The organism is Bacteroides timonensis (assembly GCF_000513195.1).
Taxonomy (GTDB): domain Bacteria; phylum Bacteroidota; class Bacteroidia; order Bacteroidales; family Bacteroidaceae; genus Bacteroides; species Bacteroides timonensis.
The window spans coordinates 1-16,841 of sequence record NZ_CBVI010000034.1 but is presented as its reverse complement, the minus strand read 5'-3'; the positions used below and the strand labels follow the sequence as shown (position 1 = coordinate 16,841).

The 16,841-nt window shown below is 41.9% G+C and carries 20 protein-coding genes and 1 pseudogene; 14 read left to right on the top strand and 7 right to left on the bottom strand.

The genetic code is table 11. The features are described 5' to 3' along the window. From BN161_RS08605 to BN161_RS08585, 6 genes and pseudogenes are all read left to right on the top strand, one after another. Nucleotides 1–393, top strand: a 393-nt coding sequence (locus BN161_RS08605) for a DUF3871 family protein (protein ID WP_044264974.1), incomplete at its 5' end; no start/stop codon positions are given. An 85-nt stretch (nt 394–478) separates the two neighbouring features. Next, nucleotides 479–752 (top strand): annotated as a pseudogene (locus BN161_RS30445) (hypothetical protein). Between the two features lie 11 nt (nt 753–763). After that, the gene (locus tag BN161_RS08600; RefSeq protein WP_044264972.1) at nt 764–1,210 is read left to right on the top strand and encodes a JAB domain-containing protein; all 447 of its coding nucleotides are present in this window, start codon (nt 764–766) and stop codon (nt 1,208–1,210) included. Nucleotides 1,211–1,360: 150 nt separating this feature from the next. Further along, nucleotides 1,361–1,948, top strand: a complete 588-nt coding sequence (locus BN161_RS08595) for a tyrosine-type recombinase/integrase (protein WP_044264970.1) — start codon at nt 1,361–1,363, stop codon at nt 1,946–1,948. A 750-nt stretch (nt 1,949–2,698) separates the two neighbouring features. Continuing rightward, nucleotides 2,699–3,361 (top strand): hypothetical protein, encoded by a 663-nt coding sequence (locus BN161_RS08590; RefSeq protein WP_044264969.1) that lies wholly within the window; start codon nt 2,699–2,701, stop codon nt 3,359–3,361. Between the two features lie 5 nt (nt 3,362–3,366). Continuing rightward, nucleotides 3,367–4,578, top strand: a complete 1,212-nt coding sequence (locus tag BN161_RS08585) for a hypothetical protein (RefSeq protein WP_044264967.1) — start codon at nt 3,367–3,369, stop codon at nt 4,576–4,578. 64 nt (nt 4,579–4,642) lie between these two features. Here BN161_RS08585 and BN161_RS08580 read toward each other — a convergent pair whose 3' ends face one another. The 3 genes from BN161_RS08580 to BN161_RS08570 are packed head-to-tail and all read right to left on the bottom strand — an operon-like array spanning nt 4,643 to nt 6,036. Beyond that, on the bottom strand, nt 4,643–5,014 hold the full coding sequence (locus tag BN161_RS08580) for a DMT family protein (RefSeq protein ID WP_044264966.1): 372 nt from the start codon (nt 5,012–5,014) through the stop codon (nt 4,643–4,645). Nucleotides 5,015–5,046: 32 nt separating this feature from the next. Then, on the bottom strand, nt 5,047–5,250 hold the full coding sequence (locus BN161_RS08575) for a DMT family protein (RefSeq protein WP_044264963.1): 204 nt from the start codon (nt 5,248–5,250) through the stop codon (nt 5,047–5,049). A gap of 30 nt (nt 5,251–5,280) precedes the next feature. Beyond that, on the bottom strand, nt 5,281–6,036 hold the full coding sequence (locus BN161_RS08570) for an ATP-binding protein (RefSeq protein WP_044264961.1): 756 nt from the start codon (nt 6,034–6,036) through the stop codon (nt 5,281–5,283). A gap of 227 nt (nt 6,037–6,263) precedes the next feature. Here BN161_RS08570 and BN161_RS08565 point away from each other — a divergent pair, with 227 nt between their 5' ends. The 4 genes from BN161_RS08565 (at nt 6,264) to BN161_RS08550 (ending at nt 10,178) form a co-directional block, all read left to right on the top strand. After that, nucleotides 6,264–7,694, top strand: a complete 1,431-nt coding sequence (locus BN161_RS08565; RefSeq protein ID WP_044264959.1) for a tetratricopeptide repeat protein — start codon at nt 6,264–6,266, stop codon at nt 7,692–7,694. 6 nt (nt 7,695–7,700) lie between these two features. Beyond that, nucleotides 7,701–8,171 carry an NfeD family protein gene (locus tag BN161_RS08560; RefSeq protein WP_007215881.1) on the top strand — a complete coding sequence of 157 codons (471 nt, stop codon included), beginning with the start codon at nt 7,701–7,703 and terminating at the stop codon, nt 8,169–8,171. A gap of 26 nt (nt 8,172–8,197) precedes the next feature. Continuing rightward, a complete protein-coding gene (gene floA, locus BN161_RS08555; RefSeq protein WP_007213154.1) occupies nt 8,198–9,199 on the top strand; it encodes a flotillin-like protein FloA in 1,002 nt (333 codons plus the stop codon). 100 nt (nt 9,200–9,299) lie between these two features. After that, entirely contained in the window at nt 9,300–10,178 is an 879-nt protein-coding gene (locus BN161_RS08550) for a nucleoside phosphorylase (protein ID WP_044264977.1), read from the top strand. Between the two features lie 11 nt (nt 10,179–10,189). Here the strand turns inward: BN161_RS08550 and BN161_RS08545 are convergent, their stop codons facing one another. Further along, a complete protein-coding gene (locus BN161_RS08545; protein ID WP_044264976.1) occupies nt 10,190–12,148 on the bottom strand; it encodes a PAS domain-containing hybrid sensor histidine kinase/response regulator in 1,959 nt (652 codons plus the stop codon). 113 nt (nt 12,149–12,261) lie between these two features. Between BN161_RS08545 and mnmE the strand changes: the two genes are divergently transcribed. Continuing rightward, a complete protein-coding gene (gene mnmE, locus BN161_RS08540) occupies nt 12,262–13,659 on the top strand; it encodes a tRNA uridine-5-carboxymethylaminomethyl(34) synthesis GTPase MnmE (protein WP_044264975.1) in 1,398 nt (465 codons plus the stop codon). A gap of 185 nt (nt 13,660–13,844) precedes the next feature. After that, nucleotides 13,845–14,996: a site-specific integrase gene (locus BN161_RS08535; RefSeq protein ID WP_044264955.1), complete on the top strand. Its 1,152-nt coding sequence runs from the start codon at nt 13,845–13,847 to the stop codon at nt 14,994–14,996. A gap of 1 nt (nt 14,997) precedes the next feature. On the opposite strand, the gene BN161_RS08530 is transcribed toward BN161_RS08535, so the two are convergent. The 3 genes from BN161_RS08530 to BN161_RS08520 are packed head-to-tail and all read right to left on the bottom strand — an operon-like array spanning nt 14,998 to nt 16,192. Beyond that, on the bottom strand, nt 14,998–15,273 hold the full coding sequence (locus BN161_RS08530; protein ID WP_044264954.1) for a helix-turn-helix domain-containing protein: 276 nt from the start codon (nt 15,271–15,273) through the stop codon (nt 14,998–15,000). Next, nucleotides 15,246–15,722 (bottom strand): hypothetical protein, encoded by a 477-nt coding sequence (locus BN161_RS08525; protein ID WP_044264953.1) that lies wholly within the window; start codon nt 15,720–15,722, stop codon nt 15,246–15,248. The genes BN161_RS08530 and BN161_RS08525 overlap by 28 nt, the downstream gene beginning before the upstream one ends. A 47-nt stretch (nt 15,723–15,769) precedes the next feature. After that, a complete protein-coding gene (locus BN161_RS08520; protein WP_044264951.1) occupies nt 15,770–16,192 on the bottom strand; it encodes a helix-turn-helix domain-containing protein in 423 nt (140 codons plus the stop codon). Between the two features lie 159 nt (nt 16,193–16,351). On the opposite strand from BN161_RS08520, the gene BN161_RS08515 reads away from it, so the two are divergent. Both BN161_RS08515 and BN161_RS08510 read left to right on the top strand, forming a co-directional pair. Then, on the top strand, nt 16,352–16,588 hold the full coding sequence (locus BN161_RS08515; protein ID WP_044264949.1) for a hypothetical protein: 237 nt from the start codon (nt 16,352–16,354) through the stop codon (nt 16,586–16,588). Then, nucleotides 16,569–16,841, top strand: a 273-nt coding sequence (locus tag BN161_RS08510; RefSeq protein ID WP_044264948.1) for a hypothetical protein, incomplete at its 3' end; no start/stop codon positions are given. The genes BN161_RS08515 and BN161_RS08510, both read left to right, overlap by 20 nt.

Here is a 16,841-nt window from a genome sequence, read left to right as displayed (position 1 = left end):
TTGAATCTGTTCCATGCTTACAACCCATCCAAAGACCTGCACCTGTTAAGAACACTTGGGCAGATGTCAATCTCCACAAGCGAGTTTTGTCAGATAATAGGCAGAATGAGATTATATCAAGCTCTTACACCCAACCAACAGAAACGCTTACCTCGTCTATTGTTGGGGGACAGTCAGATTAATGCGGCTTGCAGGGCATTCGTTTCTGATACAAACTTTAAGAGTACAGGGGACAGCATTACAGGCTGGCAGCTCTTAAACCTGCTCAATGGTTCTGTAAAGTCAAGTTACATTGATAACTTCTTGGAAAGGAATCTTAACTGCACAGAGTTCGTACAGGGCATCCAACGTGCCAAATTAGGAGATAGTGAATACGCTTGGTTCTTGGGCTGAGTGGATTGTTGATTGAGAGAGGAAAGGGCAGCTATTCAGTTAGTTGTCCTTTCTTTATTTTATTTAATCATCAAATATTACAATCATGGATAAATCTAAAATTGAAAATGCCATCAATCATATCACCTCTTTACAAGAAAGACTGTGCTACTGTGAGAACAATCTACAATACATCAAACGCTTGCAAGCACTTAAATATTGGCTGCACAAGTTTGATTCATTTTTGGATAGGAACAGCAGACAGCATGGAGAATATGCAGCAGTTTATGAGAGCTACTTCCACACTTGCTGTGGGTTCTCATTCTATGACAGAGTCTGTAACTATTCTCGTTTATGAATATGGAGATAGACCATTTTAATACTTGACATCATGAATATAGATTATACTGTGGGTGAAGTGGAACTATCCTACAAGCCCAAATTCAAGAAGCTACATAAGGTAGTCAGTTCAGAGGATGCTTATAAATACTTGCTTCCAACATATAAAGAGGGAACTATCTGTTACAAGGAATATTTCAAAGTCTTGTTCCTAAACCAAGCCAGCCAAGTTTTAGGTTACACTCTTATATCAGAGGGTGGGATAACAGACACAACCGTTGATGTAAGAGTAATTCTACAAGCCGCATTGCTCACCAATTCAGTAGCTATCATTCTTGCACATAACCATCCAAGCGGTAATCTGAAACCAAGTAGGCAGGATATGGAAATTACTAAGCAGGTCAAGGATGCTGCAAGACTTATGAGAATTACAGTAATAGACCACCTCATATTAACAGATGCAGGATATTACAGCTTCGCTGACGAAGGAGAATTATAATAAGGTAAAGGGCACTCAATTTCCAAGTTGGGTGTCCTTATCATATTCACTTTCACTATTAGTGAATGTTCCTTTAGTAATCAATGAGTTAGTAAATCCAACTCAGAATTAATATTCACTTCTATTCATTAACTTATAAAACAGAACATTATGTCACTTAAATATTCAAGCACAACAGCAGACTATCTTATATGGTCTGATGCAATGAACCTCATAAGGAAGTTAGCCAAAGACGAGAATTATAAAATCTCACTTCTTATAGCTTTAGGATGCTTCACAGGATTAAGAATATCTGATATTCTATCTTTAAGGTGGAAGCAGATATTAGGAACTGACGAATTTACAGTAATTGAGAAGAAGACAGGTAAGGTAAGAACTATCAGACTGAACCCACAATTACAACAGCACATTAAAGAGTGCTACGAGCATATAAATCCTGTTGGAATCAATGCACCAATTCTTATAAGTCAGAAAGGCACTATCTTCACAGTTCAGAGAATTAATATCATTCTTAAAGAGGTGAAGAAGAAGTACAGGTTAAAGATTAAGAACTTTAGCTGCCATTCGCTTAGAAAGACTTTTGGTAGGCAGGTCTATAACATGAACAGTGATAATGCTGAACTTGCCTTAGTAAAGCTGATGGAACTATTCAACCATAGTTCTGTTGCCATTACTAAAAGATACTTGGGGTTAAGACAGGAGGAAATATTGCAGACTTATGACTGTTTGAGCTTCTGATGATTGGGACAGGATTATTAAGATTCACCTTATATGGTGGTCTGAATGGTTCTGTCCCCAATCCATGAAATATTGAGCTTAGATACATCTAAAGTCCAATCTTGGTAGTTTGGCATTTCAGCCTTATAGAAGTAAGTCAATTCCATTAATTTACAGAGTTTAGAACGATTTCAACTCTTATTAGTTAAGCCACAGGTAGCACTTCTTGAATATCCAACAATATGCTGACTTAAAGATAGTAATTCAAGGCAGGTTAGAATATTCAGAATTTAGTCTTTATATGGGGAGAAGTGAATTTGATACCCACATGGATTTACAGAGTTCAGATGCAACTCTGCTTAAATACCCTATTAATTCCCTGTTTAGTAACACAATAATTACTATTAATCTTCACTCCATGCTGATTGATTTAAAACCTTTTGTTATCTTTGCACCAATTCCAATGAACTAATGAGATAGGGAGTTGGAAGGACATATTTAACGAAAGGTGTTATTGAAATTATCTTCTACTGACAAATTCTCGCAAAATTTGAAATGGAGTGAAGATGGTAGCAATAGCACCCACATCATTTGTTATATACCTACCTTTTATAAGGTTTCTATATCTCAAACTGGTGTGGGGCTATTGTTTTATCCACTCCAAAGGCAATGCGAGAAGCCAGTCAGTAGGGTAAAACATATATAGTTCCCACACCTTTTTTATTTTAAATAGCTTATCCATAGGGAACAGGTAGGCATAATATCATTATTATGGAATTAGTTAATAGTTTAAGTGCCAAAAGTCCTCTATGCTATGATACAGGGTGTAGATTATATATGCCTTCATCATTCTTAGAGAAATCCTTTAAGTTACCATATATCGAATACACTACTAAAGGCAGAATAAGTAAGAAAGAACGAGAAGAAAAATATATTCTAAAAGAATGGGATAAACTTAGATTCTTATATAACTGCATGAGTCAATGTACAGACTTTTGCATATCTCAAGATGAAGTAGATTACTTATTATCTGATTCCTTCAAGACTTTATGTAACATATTTCAAAAAGCATACCCACCTGTTATTGATGAAGATGGATGCTTAATCATTAAATCTTTTGATGAGCCACCTAGAACTTATGTCCCTATAGCTAATCATGTGGGAGAATATTGTAGATATAAAATAGAATATCTTCCAGAAGAGGGTACATTATATGTTCAAACCACTAAGAAAGGAGATACTAAGAGTGAAATTAGAAATCTTAAAGTTGAATGCTCATTCGAGTTTTATAAATATCTACAAATATATTGGGGCATAGCATATATTGAATACCTGTCTGAAGGGGGTGAATATAATTGTTGCCCTAAATATGAAACACGCAGAATTTATGACGCTATAGATAGAGGCATGATTAGAACAATGAAATCAATATAATAACAATGAAATCAATTAGATTATTGGCAACCTCACTATTGGTTGCATTAAGCATGGGAGTTAGTTCCTGTGGGGACGATGAATTGGAGGTAAATCCACCTTTAACCAATGTAGAACAAATGTGCTTGGAATATGGAATTACAGACTATAAGAATATCGAATTGCTAAGTCTGTTTGAACATGGAAATAATACTATTATCAATTTAGGTCAAGCAAACTTCTCTGGACTAAAGGATGATAAGCTATGGCTTGCATCATTCAACGTAGAGAACAAATCACCTATTATTAATTGGACTGACGAGTTGCCATTTAACAGGAATCGCAGAATTTACAAAGGCTATGGAGAATATGAAGATGTTACGATTCAACAGATAACTCTGTTACAAGTAATGCCATTCAATCAAGACTTTGTCGCATCATTAAGTTACAGCTTTGGAAAAGACTATAGCTACTATGCCTTACTTTTCAAACAGAGTTCACAAACTAAAGAAGTTCAAATTAAAGAGGGTGGTTTCGGCATAGGCTTATGGTACGAAAACTCTATCATAAACAACAGATGTTGCTACTCGCTGTCTGGAGATACTATCTATGTAGCAGAGAAAGGTTTTGGATTTTCCAATAATGTAGGAACTCTCTATACTTCTGAACTTTTATCTTATGAAGAAGCAATCTACAGTCATAGAGATAATAAAGGCTTCTTCGTGGGTAAAAGAAGTTTTAAATTGGGAGAGGATTTATGGCATATCCAAGTACCACAGCTTAACGATGAACCTGCTGATGCCAAGATTGAGGTCAGTGTAGAAGATAAATCTACGCCAGTTTGGAAGTTCAATGTCAATATTACACATTATGATGGGACTAAGAAGAATGTAACATTTGAAGTAGATACTGATAATGGTACAATCAAAGGACAGGATGATTATGCTTCCCTCATTATAGGCAAATGGAAGATGACAAGTGGTAATGCTGTTGCCACCCATGTAACTTATAAGAATGATGGTACATTTGAATACACAAGTACAGAAGATGGCTCTTATAACGAAGTGGGCAAGTACAAGATAGACGGTAAGAAACTCTATGAAATGTACAGTGATGAAGATGAATGGATTATCAATGATATCCTGTTACTTAATTCAATGACCTTATCAGTGCAGGAATTGGAAGCTGATGGAGTTACCCCCACAGGTCAGAAGTACTCTTATCAGAGAGTGGAATAAAGGACTTATTCATACTAAAAGTGAGCAGCATTTGAGAAAACTCTTATGCTGCTCTCTTCTATAACTATTTCATAAATACAAAATAGACAGCCAATATTAAGCAAACAAAGGCAGCTACATGATTCCAGTGCAAAGCTTCACCTTTAAAGAATACAGTTGTAAAAACTGTGAATATAATAAGAGTTATTACTTCTTGAAGAACCTTCAACTGCATCAAGGAAAATGGTCCTCCATTACCAATATATCCAATGCGATTCGCTGGAATTTGACAAGAATACTCAAGAAAAGCAATTGACCAACTAAAGGCTATTACCCCTATCAATGGAAGAGCAGCAAACCAAGAATATTCCTGTTTCATCTTTAAATGACCATACCAAGCAAAAGTCATGAAGACATTCGATACTATAAGCAATAAAATTGTGTAGAGAGCTTTCATATTATTCTAATTCTACTATACATTATTATATATCAACGTAAAGTGTTAAATACCCAGTTGGGTTTTTCTATTTTATTATACTCCGCAAGAGCGATGCTCCATGAAAATAAGATGATGGCATAAAGCGGCCAGTTTGTAATAATTTTCATGTCTTGCAACTTCAGATGACCATACCAAGCAAAAGTCATAAAAACATTGGAGACAATTAAAAGCAGAATCGTATAAAGACCTTTCATTTCAGTTATGAATATTTAAGCGATAATTAATTAATCTAAATTACTAACTTTTTTAGGAAGAAGCTCTTCTTGAACATTTGCCATACTTCCCCAAAGACTATAACGAGCTTCCGGATTCATTTCTTCCAGTTGATGCAGAATGTCTTTCATATTGCTTCGATGGGATTGCGCTTCATAAGGGCAATTCTTCACCTGTTTCCGATATCCCCTTATCTGTGCCAGTTCCAGCAAATCAGACTCATGTACCAAACACATCGGACGGATAATCGTCATATCGAACTTCTTCATTACCAAGCGAGGAGGCATGGAACTAAACGCGCCCTGAAAAGTGATATTCATCAATAATGTTTCCAGAATATCATCCATGTGATGCCCCAATGCTATTTTATTACAACCTTGTTCCTTGGCAACAGTAAACAACGCCTTACGCCGATTCCATGAACAAAGAAAACAAGGTGACTTACGCGTATCCGTACTTGCATCGAACTCCGTCTCATACAGTACGAAAGGGATATTCCACGACTCAACATACTCACGCAGATATGCTAAATCACTCTGATAAGGTATATTCTTCATAACCACATGAACGGCAACCACGGAGAATCTGTGCTTAAAGACACGGGCACGCTTCGCCAACAATTCTACCAACGCCAAAGAGTCTTTGCCACCGGAAAGCCCGATGAGGATTTTATCCCCATCCTCTATCAGCCCATATTCTACCAGTCCCTTCCTAAACCGCTTTTCTATGCGGCGGATGGTCTTCTCTTCTTCAGTAAATTGCGCCATAATAATTCAAAGCTACGAGTTACAAGCTACAAGTCCCATGCGGACGTTGCGCAACTACTTGTAGCTCGTAGCTCATGTAGCTTGTAGCTCTTTTACTCTTTATCCTGCAAAAGTAAGAGAAAAGAATGATTTAAAGAAGAATTAACATAATAGAATAACGGAAATCAGCATTATTCCCGATTAATTTGTATTTTTGAACATTCGAATTTGTAAGTTGGATAACTAGCATGAAAAAGAGATATATTTTACTCCTTCTATTTTGTCTCGTATTAGTCGGTGCATCGGCACAGACGTTGGAACAAGCTAAAGCTTTTTACAACAAGGGGCAGTACGAGAAAGCCAAACCCGTTTTCAAAAAATTCGTCAGGACACAACCGGCAAACGGAAATTATAATTTATGGTACGGTGTATGCTGCCTGGAAACAGGAGAACCTGACGTAGCCCTGAAATACTTGGAAACAGCCGTTAAGAAACGTATCCCCAGCGGACAACTGTATCTGGCACGAAATTATAACGACCTGTATCGTTTTGAAGATGCCATCAAGTGTTACGAAGAGTATATCAGTGATCTTTCCAAACGAAAAAGACCTACCGCAGAAGCTGAAAAACTTCTGGAAAAGAGCAAGACTAATCTCCGCATGCTGAAAGGCATTGAAGAAGTGTGCATTATCGATAGTATCGTAGTGGATAAAGACCGCTTTTTGGAAGCTTATAAAATCAGCCCGGAATCCGGTAAATTATTCATGTACAACGATTTCTTCCAGAATAAAGAAGAAATAGAAGCTACTGTATACAAAACTGAACTCGGTAATAAGATTTATTACGGTGAACGCCAGCCTGATGGCAAACTCAGCATCCTTGCCCGCAACAAGATGCAAGGCGAATGGAGTAAAGGCAGCCTGTTGCCCGGTAGCATCAACGACTCCATCAACGCCAATTATCCGTACGTATTGACGGATGGTGCAACTATCTACTATGCCGCTGACGGTGAGAATTCAATAGGTGGATACGACATATTCGTTACCCGCTACAATACGAATACCAACACTTATCTGACTCCGGAGAATGTGGGCATGCCATTCAATTCTCCCTATAACGACTATATGTTTGCCATCGATGAGTTCAACAACCTCGGATGGTTTGCTTCCGATCGCTACCAGCCGGAAGGGAAAGTATGTATTTACGTATTTATTCCCAACTCTTCCAAACGGGTGTATAACTACGAAGCTATGGACAAGAAAAAAGTTGTCCGACTTGCTCAAATTCACTCCCTGAAAGATACATGGATAGATCAAAATACAGTATCTGACGCCAAACGCCGTCTGCAAGCCGCTATCAGTGAAAAGCCACAAGCTGAACGGAGCTATGACTTTGAATTTGTAATTGATGACCACACTACGTATTATCAATGGAGTGATTTCAAATCCCCCCAGGCCAAAAGCTTATTCAGCAAATACCGCCAGTTGGAGAAAAGCTTCAGACAGCAGCAAAACAAATTGGAAGAGCAACGCTCCTTGTACTCCCGTGCCAAGGAAAACGATAAAGCCAAACTGGCTCCCGCCATACTTGACCTGGAAAAGCAGATAAAACAATTATCAGGTGAATTGGAGAAGGCCGCCATTGAAGTGCGTAATACAGAAAAACAATCCTTTAAATAGAAAACTATGGACATACTTATCATCATTGTACTCATTGTTGCGGCGGTTATCCTATTCTTGGTAGAACTGTTCGTCATCCCGGGCATCAGTATAGCCGGAATCCTAGCCGGAGCTTGCATGATCTATGCCAACTACTATGCCTTTGCCTATCTGGGTACAACGGCTGGTTTCATCACGCTCGGTGTATCGGCAATAGCCTGCATAGGCTCATTGATACTCTTCATGCGCTCCAAGACCTTGGATAAAGTGGCGTTGAAGAAGAATATCACATCGAAGGTAGACCGCACGGCCGCGGATCAAGTAAAAGTAGGCGATACGGGTGTGGCCATTACACGCCTGGCACTGATCGGCAATGCCGAAATAGACGGCAACATCGTGGAAGTGAAATCCATGGACGGATTCCTGAATGAAAAAACCCCTATCATTGTAAATCGTATTACGGACGGCGTTATCATGGTAGAAAAGAAAAAAGACTAATATTCACACTTAATATCTTATAAATCATGAACGTAGACACTATGTACCTAACTGCCTTTCTTGTGATAGGAGGCATTATCTTCATCGTACTGTTCTTCCACTATGTTCCTTTCTTCCTATGGTTGTCCGCCAAAGTTTCGGGAGTCAGGATTTCATTGGTGCAATTGTTTTTAATGCGTATCCGTAACGTACCTCCCTACATCATTGTACCAGGTATGATTGAAGCACACAAAGCCGGATTGAGCAACATTACCCGCGACGAGCTGGAAGCTCACTATCTGGCCGGTGGACACGTAGAAAGAGTGGTGCACGCCTTGGTATCCGCCTCTAAAGCTAATATTGAATTATCTTTCCAGATGGCTACCGCAATCGACCTTGCCGGACGTGATGTGTTCGAAGCCGTTCAGATGTCGGTAAACCCGAAGGTGATCGATACTCCTCCGGTGACCGCCGTAGCTAAAGATGGTATCCAGTTGATAGCCAAAGCCCGTGTAACGGTACGCGCCAATATCCGCCAGTTGGTGGGTGGTGCCGGTGAAGACACTATCCTAGCCCGTGTAGGCGAAGGTATCGTATCTTCCATCGGTTCGTCCGAAAACCACAAGTCAGTATTGGAAAACCCGGATTCGATCTCTAAACTTGTGCTCCGCAAAGGTCTGGATGCCGGTACGGCTTTCGAAATCCTATCTATTGATATTGCTGATATCGATATAGGTAAGAACATCGGTGCGGCTTTGCAGATAGACCAGGCAAATGCCGATAAGAATATCGCCCAGGCCAAAGCTGAGGAACGCCGTGCAATGGCCGTGGCCAGCGAACAGGAAATGAAGGCGAAAGCTCAGGAAGCACGCGCCAAGGTAATCGAGGCGGAAGCCGAAGTACCTAAGGCCATGGCAGAAGCATTCCGTAACGGCAACTTGGGCATCATGGATTATTATCGGATGAAGAACATCGAAGCTGATACTTCCATGCGCGAAACCATAGCCAAACCATCGGGAAACAACTCAAACCAGCCGTTGAGTAAATAACCGGTAGAATTATTGCCCCAGAAAAACGTCGGAACCGGTGAACAGTAATCCCGTTCCGGCGTTTTCTATTCATAAACGTATCAACCAAAAAATCCAGAATATGAAAAAGTATTTTGCATCTTCCGAACTTATTATCAATGATGACGGTTCAGTTTTTCATCTGCACGTAAAGCCTGAGTGGCTGGCAGACAAAGTAATCCTGGTGGGTGACCCGGGCAGAGTGGCACTAGTAGGCTCACACCTTGAGAATAAAGAATGTGAAGTGGAAAGCCGCGAGTTCAAGACTATTACAGGTACCTACAAGGGCAAACGCATCACGGTGGTTTCTACAGGAATTGGTTGCGACAACATCGATATTGTGATGAACGAACTGGACGCCTTGGCCAACATCGACTTCAACACACGCGAAGAAAAGCCCCAACTTCGCCAGTTAGAACTGGTACGCATCGGTACTTGTGGCGGTTTGCAACCGAATACGCCCGTAGGTACATTTATCTGCTCGCAAAAGTCCATTGGTTTCGATGGCCTGCTGAACTTCTATTCAGGGCGCAATGAAGTGTGCGACCTGCCATTTGAACGTGCATTCCTGAACCACATGGGATGGTCGGGAAATATGTGCGCACCTGCTCCGTACGTGATTGAAGCCAATGCCGAACTGATAGAGCGCATTGCCGGAGACGATATGGTACGCGGTGTAACGATTGCCGCCGGTGGTTTCTTTGGCCCGCAAGGACGAGAACTACGTATTCCGTTGGCCGACCCGAAGCAAAATGAAAAGATCGAGAACTTTGAATACAATGGCTATCGCATTACGAACTTCGAGATGGAAAGCTCCGCACTGGCCGGTTTGAGCCGCCTGATGGGACATAAGGCGACCACGGTATGCATGGTCATAGCCAACCGGTTGATTAAAGAAGCCAATACGGGCTACAAGAATACGATTGACACATTGATAAAAACCGTACTGGACAGAATTTAAGAAACACCCACTCAAATATACTTGATGATTGTTTCCTTCAATCTTTCGTAAGTATATGGTTTGGCAATAATATCATTGCATCCGGCGGCTAATGCTTGTTGTTGTTCTATCAGGAAAGCATTGGCCGTCACCGCAACGATAGGCAGATCGATGTCGATGGTACGTATCTTTTCCGTAGCCTGAATACCGTTCATCACCGGCATGCGGATGTCCATCAATATCAGGTCGGGACGCTCGCGCAAGAAACTATTTACGGCCTCTTCGCCATTGGTAACCCACGAAATGGTGTAGTCCTTCTTCAGCAAAATGTTTATCTGCATAAAGTTAGACTCCGTATCTTCGGCTATCAGAATTTTCTTTCTACCGTCTGATCTTCGCTCTACGTGGGCATTGATTTCAACAGGTTCACCATCCGCTCCCAACACAAACTGGCGGTAAGGAAGGGTCATCACGAAAGTGCTTCCCACTCCTACTTCGGACTCTACGGAAATCTTTCCTCCCAATCTCTCCACGATGCTCTGGCAGATGGGAAGCCCCAGACCCGTACCCTGAACAAAATCGTTCAGCTTTTCGAAACGGTTGAAAATCAAGGGCAATTTCTCCTTTGCAATGCCGCAACCGGTATCCGTTACATAAACCTTCAACCATTCTCCGCAGACCTCCAACCCCAGGGTAATGGCCCCTTCATGGGTATTCTTAATGGCATTGGAGAGGAAGTTGAACAGCACTTGCGTAATCCTGTTCCGGTCCACCATAATCCAGATTTCTTCATCGGGACGTATCACATTCAGTCGGATGCCCGTTTTCATTTTCAAGCGATGCACTTTCTCCACTTCGTCAATCAGTCCGGTCATTTCGACCAACTGGAAGTTCATTTCCGATTTTCCCGACTCGATGCGGGAAAGGTCCAGAATGTCATTTATGAGTTGCAACAACAGGTTGCTATTCTTTTGAATGATGTTCAGGTATTCGGCTTTCTCCACTTCATCTTCCGTCAAAGCTATGATTTCAGAGAATCCCACGATAGCATTCAAAGGAGTGCGGATCTCGTGGCTCATATTGGCCAGAAACACCGATTTCATGCGGTCGGCCTCTTCTGCCCGTTGCTTCGCCTCGATGAGTTCATTGGAGCGTTGCACCCTGTCACCGATATCGTGTATCAATGCCATCACTTTATTATCTTCGAACGGAGCGATGCGTGCCTGGAAATAATGCCTTTCGCAATCATCCACATCCAGGGGATACTCTATTTCCTTCAACTCCCCGTCTTCGAGGCATTGACGTATGTTCCGTAGAAACAGGTCGCTGACTTCGGGAGAATAGATGGTGCGCCCGTCCGCTCCCCGTAGTTGTTCAACGGGATGGAGCAAAATGGTGTCAGAAGACATTAACACGTCGGTGATGAAGAAATCCTGATCCAAAATAAATATAAATTCAGGCAATGCCTGTATTATCTTCCGGTTTCGCTCTTCCACGCGCGATATGTGTGCTTCGCGTTCGCACTGCCCGGTGACGTTCACGGTATAGCATAAGAGCCTTTCCAGATTTCCACTTTTATCTTTCTCTACAGATAAGAGGTGGTCCTCCAACCAGACTATTTCGCCATGCGCGCCTACGCAACGCACCCGTAAGACATTGGACTCATCAAAGCCATCCAATTTCTTTTGAAAGCCATCCAACGACACCAAATGCTTATCATCGGGATGCACAAAGCTACAGAACTCTTCCAAATTCTGATAACGGATGCCGACTTTATCCAAGCCTAAACTTTCGAAATATTCCTGAGTGAAAGTGCACTCAAAGGTATTGATATTTATCTCCCAGAGAGCAATTTGATGGGCAGCCAGAACGGAGTTGACCTTCAATAATTTCTCTTTCAGTAGTTCCGTGTTCTCGTCTTTCTCGGTAGTATGAGAAGCGGAATCATGCATTTTTATTTTGTCTTGCGCCATAGTAACAAAGTGTATCATGTAAAGGCTACGAAAATTGAGCAAATGTAATAAAAAAGAGTAAGTAATATACAATCGCGTTCTTTTTTTTACCCCAAAAGGCTATCTTTGCAACTCAAATAACAATTTTTATGATGAATCAGGATACCATCTGTGCCATTGCCACGGCCCAAGGAGGAGCAATCGGAAGCATTCGCGTCTCAGGAACGGACGCCATTCGTATCACCAGCCGCATTTTCACCCCGGCAAAATCCGGTAAAACGCTGGCGGATTGCAAACCTTATACACTGACTTTCGGGAAGATACACGATGGAGAGGAAATCATCGACGAGGTTCTTGTCAGCCTGTTTCGCGCCCCGCACTCTTACACGGGCGAAGATAGTACGGAGATCACCTGCCACGGTTCGAGCTATATCTTGCAACAGGTTTTGCAATTGCTCATCAAGCACGGTTGCCGCCTGGCGGGACCGGGGGAATACACGCAACGCGCCTTTCTCAATGGCAAGATGGATTTGAGCCAGGCCGAAGCCGTGGCGGACCTGATTGCTTCTTCGTCTGCCGCCACCCACCGCCTTGCCATGAGCCAGATGCGTGGCGGATTCAGCAAGGAGCTTACGGAGCTACGCAACCAGTTGCTATACTTCACTTCACTGATTGAGCTGGAACTGGATTTCAGCGACCATGAAGAGTTGGAGTTTGCGGACAGAACGGAGCTTTGCCGATTGGCGGATCATATCAAGGGGGTCATTTCCCGACTGGTACATTCGTTCAGCGTAGGAAATGCGATCAAAAACGGCGTACCGGTAGCCATCATCGGCGAAACGAATGCCGGGAAATCAACGCTCCTCAATGTATTGCTGAACGAGGACAAGGCTATCGTGAGCGACATTCACGGCACTACGCGCGATGTGATTGAAGATACGACCAATATCGGCGGTATTACTTTCCGTTTCATTGACACGGCAGGTATCCGCGAAACCAATGATACGATTGAGAGTCTGGGCATAGAGCGCACGTTCCAAAAACTGGAACAAGCGGAGATTGTGCTTTGGATAATTGATGCAACGGACGCAACGTCGCAAATGAATCAGCTATCGGGGCAGATACTTCCGCGCCTGGAAAGAAAGCATTTGATATTGGTATTCAACAAAGCGGATTTGTTGGGCACGGCTCATTCTGATGAGGTGCTGTCTGCGGCCTCTTCCATCATTCCTGACGCCGAATGTATTTTTATTTCCGCCAAGAAAAGGCAAAATACAGATGTGCTTCAGAAGAAACTTATAGCCGCCGCCAATCTGCCTACGATAACCCAGAACGACGTGATAGTGACCAATGCCCGCCATTACGAAGCCCTTACGCATGCTTTAGAAGCCATCGGACGCGTACAACAGGGATTGGCAAACAATCTTTCTGGGGACTTTGTGGCACAGGACATCAGAGAGTGCATCTTCCATTTGAGCGACATTGCGGGGGAGGTGACGAATGATATGGTGCTACAAAATATATTTCAACACTTCTGCATCGGAAAGTGAAGCGGGTTTCATGATATGTAATTCGGATATAAAACAGATACAAATTATGCGCAATAACTACCAATAAAACAGTATATTAAGAATCCAATCAATCACCTTGTAATTTTTCATAGATTATATTGGATTTGTCGTTTTTTTGTTGCTACTTTGTTGCTCAAACTTAAAACAGCAACAATAGCAACAAAATGAGTAACTCGAAAGAACCTATCAAATTACGAAAGAGGAAAATGCCAACAGGCAACATCACTCTCTACCTTGACATCTACTTGAACGGCGAACGTTCGTATGAGTACTTGAAATTATATCTTATTCCCGAAAAGACGAAAGCGGACAAAGAGAAGAACCGGCAAACCTTGCAGCTTGCCGAAGCGATAAGGTCAAAACGAATTGTCGAACTTCAAAACGGGGAATATGGATTTAACGCCGCCTACAAGCTCGACACTAATTTTCTTGACTATTACCGGATGATGTGCGAGAAACGGCACGGCAACCCGGAAAGCCGGGGCAATTGGGGGAATTGGTACAGTTGTCTGAAACATCTTGAACGATACTGTAAGCCTAAAATGACTTTCAAGGATGTAACGCCTGCATGGATAGAGGGATTTAAGGAGTATCTCGATAAGACAGCTCGCTGCCGAGACAAACGGAAGATAATCACAACGGAAGAAGTAACAAAGCCGCTTTCACAAAACAGCAAGGTCAGTTACTTTAATAAACTCCGTGCCTGTATCAATCAGGCGTTTGAAGACAGGATAATGCCGCATAACCCACTCCGGGGCATTGAGGGCTTCAAGCAAGGCGAAACAGAACGGAGTTATCTCACGCTTGAAGAGGTGCGGGCTATGGCGGCAGCGCATTGTAAATACCCGGCTTTAAAAAACGCCTTTTTGTTCTCTTGCCTGACAGGGCTTCGGAAAAGCGACATCGAAAAAATGCGCTGGCGGGAAGTCCAACAACAGGGAGAGTTTACGCGAATAGTATTCAAGCAAAAGAAAACAGGCGGGCAGGAATATCTCGACATAAATCCGCAGGCAGTTCAATACATGGGAGAACGTCGTGAAGCCGACGAGCATGTTTTTGTAGGATTCAGATATAGTTCCTATATGATAACCGAACTAAGAATGTGGGCTGTTAGAGCCGGGATAACAAAAGACATCACTTTCCATTCCGGACGGCATACATTTGCCGTCCTTATGCTTGACCTTGGAGCTGACATTTATACGGTTCAAAAACTGCTCGGGCATAAAGAAATTACAACAACCCAAATCTATGCTAAAATTCTTGATAAGAAAAAGCAAGCGGCAGTATCAATGATACCTAACATCGCATTGGAATAGATTATTTGTCTTTTGGGGCGGTGCGGGCAAACATTTCCCCCTCTCCTGTTAACAACCACCGTCCCGATATTCCATAATCTCGAACGAGATATGTCAGCCAATCCAATTGTACACTGTTTTGTGTGGACTGTCCTTTCTCAAGGGCATTCAAGTTCCACCGATTAATACCGTAACGATTGGTAAAGGTTTGCTTGCCACGAATTATACCGCGATTTTTCAACTCGTACAAAGCCTCGAAAAATCGCTTTTTTATTTTTTCGCTTTCTTCTGTTTGCATATCATATCCGATTTGTTGTTTGCAACGGTGAATTTCGCTTCCAATTCATTTTCTCGTTCACTTAGTTGTCCTTGCCATTTCAACAGCGTCTCGGGGCTGTAAACAGGTTTGCGCCCCGCTTTGACAGCTTCCTCAAATTTGTGTATTTCTTCAGAATTCATATAAGGAATATACTTTTCCAAATCAAGAAGCTTCTGAATATGCGATAATGCCTCACGCTGGAGGTCAAACAGTTTACCAATTTCAAGCATCTCCCCATTCCCAAAAAGAAACCACCGGGCATTTATTTCGGGGAACGCTTCTAAAATGGACAAAACCGGTAACAGCCCGAAATTCTCACCTTTCAGCAATTTAGCAAGGTATTGAGGCGTCCAGCCTAACAAGTTGGCAAAAGCGGTTTGCCGCCCTCCTGTTTTATATTTGATTATTTCTTGTAATCTGTTATGCATGACTTATCAGTATTTAGGGATTTTCCTTTGCAATGCACCGAACCCAATCACTCTGCAGCGGCAGAGATTACACGTTCTCCCATTTGGGCAGCTACTTTTTTATACTCCTGTATTTGATCTTTAAGCATACCTATCAACTCGTCCACCTGCCGGTCACGAGCAGAAAGGCTCTCCGCTTGCTGCTGTATAACTCCCCAAACGCTCGTTGGAATTGATACCCCATTTTCACTATTCAGGTTATTTTTAAACATCGTACCTGCTCCCTCCGAAACCCAAACTTCGTTTATATTTTCATCAAGCGCACATAGCTTTTTGACAAACTTCTCTGATAATGGAACTTTCCCGTTCACTATTTGAGAGAAAGAAGATTTGGTATATCCCAACTTATCAGCCAAATCTCTCTCATTATCGGCTATTTCTTGAAAAATAAGCCAATTAACGACTTTCTTAATACGCTGTGTAGCATTCATTTGAATAATAAATTTTGTTAAAAGAGCAACTTTATTTCGATTTCTTTTTATGAAAACGAAACTTTGTTTATATTTGCATCATGTTACGGTTGAATAACCGCACAAAGTTATGAAATAAGTTCCGAAATCGAAAATAAACCAATAAGTAAATTAAAAGATATGGAAGCAATTATTTTCAAGACACCTTGCCAAACCGAACGAGAAGAAAGGGACTTGGCAATTTACAACGAGTATAACGAGCTGATGGCTGTTGAAGGACAAAGCAAAACGCTCGTGACCGAACACCTTATGAAGAAATACGGCATCCACAGTATGGGAACAATCTATGTTATCCGTCGCCGGGTTGAAGAACGCTTAAAAAGGGAGGATGGCAACTATGGCAAGCAAAGCAGCTAACAAAGCGAAGTATCAGTACAACAAAAAGTACATGGAAGCCTATTGGGAAAGGCGAGCAAAAGGGCAAACCACCACAGAGACCTCAAAGAAAAGCGTAAGGCAAACGACCGTCACCTTTTTTGATGATGAATTGACACCTGATATTACAGATGTTGACATAACGGTCAGCAGACAAGGGAAATCAGATGAACGATATATCAAGGCTCTTGAATTAGCGAACAAAACCCTTAGCTCCGAGAACAAGAGGCTCGTT

Bases quoted from the DNA above. Each gene is read 5' to 3' on its own strand.
- BN161_RS08580 (WP_044264966.1), bottom strand. From the start codon at position 5,014: ATGAAAGCTCTCTACACAATTTTATTGCTTATAGTATCGAATGTCTTC.
- floA (WP_007213154.1), top strand. From the start codon at position 8,198: ATGAACGTAGACACTATGTACCTAACTGCCTTTCTTGTGATAGGAGGC.
- BN161_RS08585 (WP_044264967.1), top strand. From the start codon at position 3,367: ATGAAATCAATTAGATTATTGGCAACCTCACTATTGGTTGCATTAAGC.
- BN161_RS08545 (WP_044264976.1), bottom strand. From the start codon at position 12,148: ATGATACACTTTGTTACTATGGCGCAAGACAAAATAAAAATGCATGAT.
- BN161_RS08550 (WP_044264977.1), top strand. From the start codon at position 9,300: ATGAAAAAGTATTTTGCATCTTCCGAACTTATTATCAATGATGACGGT.
- BN161_RS08530 (WP_044264954.1), bottom strand. From the start codon at position 15,273: ATGCAAACAGAAGAAAGCGAAAAAATAAAAAAGCGATTTTTCGAGGCT.
- BN161_RS08575 (WP_044264963.1), bottom strand. From the start codon at position 5,250: ATGAAAGGTCTTTATACGATTCTGCTTTTAATTGTCTCCAATGTTTTT.
- BN161_RS08525 (WP_044264953.1), bottom strand. From the start codon at position 15,722: ATGCATAACAGATTACAAGAAATAATCAAATATAAAACAGGAGGGCGG.
- BN161_RS08590 (WP_044264969.1), top strand. From the start codon at position 2,699: ATGGAATTAGTTAATAGTTTAAGTGCCAAAAGTCCTCTATGCTATGAT.
- BN161_RS08535 (WP_044264955.1), top strand. From the start codon at position 13,845: ATGAGTAACTCGAAAGAACCTATCAAATTACGAAAGAGGAAAATGCCA.
- mnmE (WP_044264975.1), top strand. From the start codon at position 12,262: ATGAATCAGGATACCATCTGTGCCATTGCCACGGCCCAAGGAGGAGCA.
- BN161_RS08565 (WP_044264959.1), top strand. From the start codon at position 6,264: ATGAAAAAGAGATATATTTTACTCCTTCTATTTTGTCTCGTATTAGTC.
- BN161_RS08515 (WP_044264949.1), top strand. From the start codon at position 16,352: ATGGAAGCAATTATTTTCAAGACACCTTGCCAAACCGAACGAGAAGAA.
- BN161_RS08560 (WP_007215881.1), top strand. From the start codon at position 7,701: ATGGACATACTTATCATCATTGTACTCATTGTTGCGGCGGTTATCCTA.
- BN161_RS08595 (WP_044264970.1), top strand. From the start codon at position 1,361: ATGTCACTTAAATATTCAAGCACAACAGCAGACTATCTTATATGGTCT.
- BN161_RS08520 (WP_044264951.1), bottom strand. From the start codon at position 16,192: ATGAATGCTACACAGCGTATTAAGAAAGTCGTTAATTGGCTTATTTTT.
- BN161_RS08600 (WP_044264972.1), top strand. From the start codon at position 764: ATGAATATAGATTATACTGTGGGTGAAGTGGAACTATCCTACAAGCCC.
- BN161_RS08570 (WP_044264961.1), bottom strand. From the start codon at position 6,036: ATGGCGCAATTTACTGAAGAAGAGAAGACCATCCGCCGCATAGAAAAG.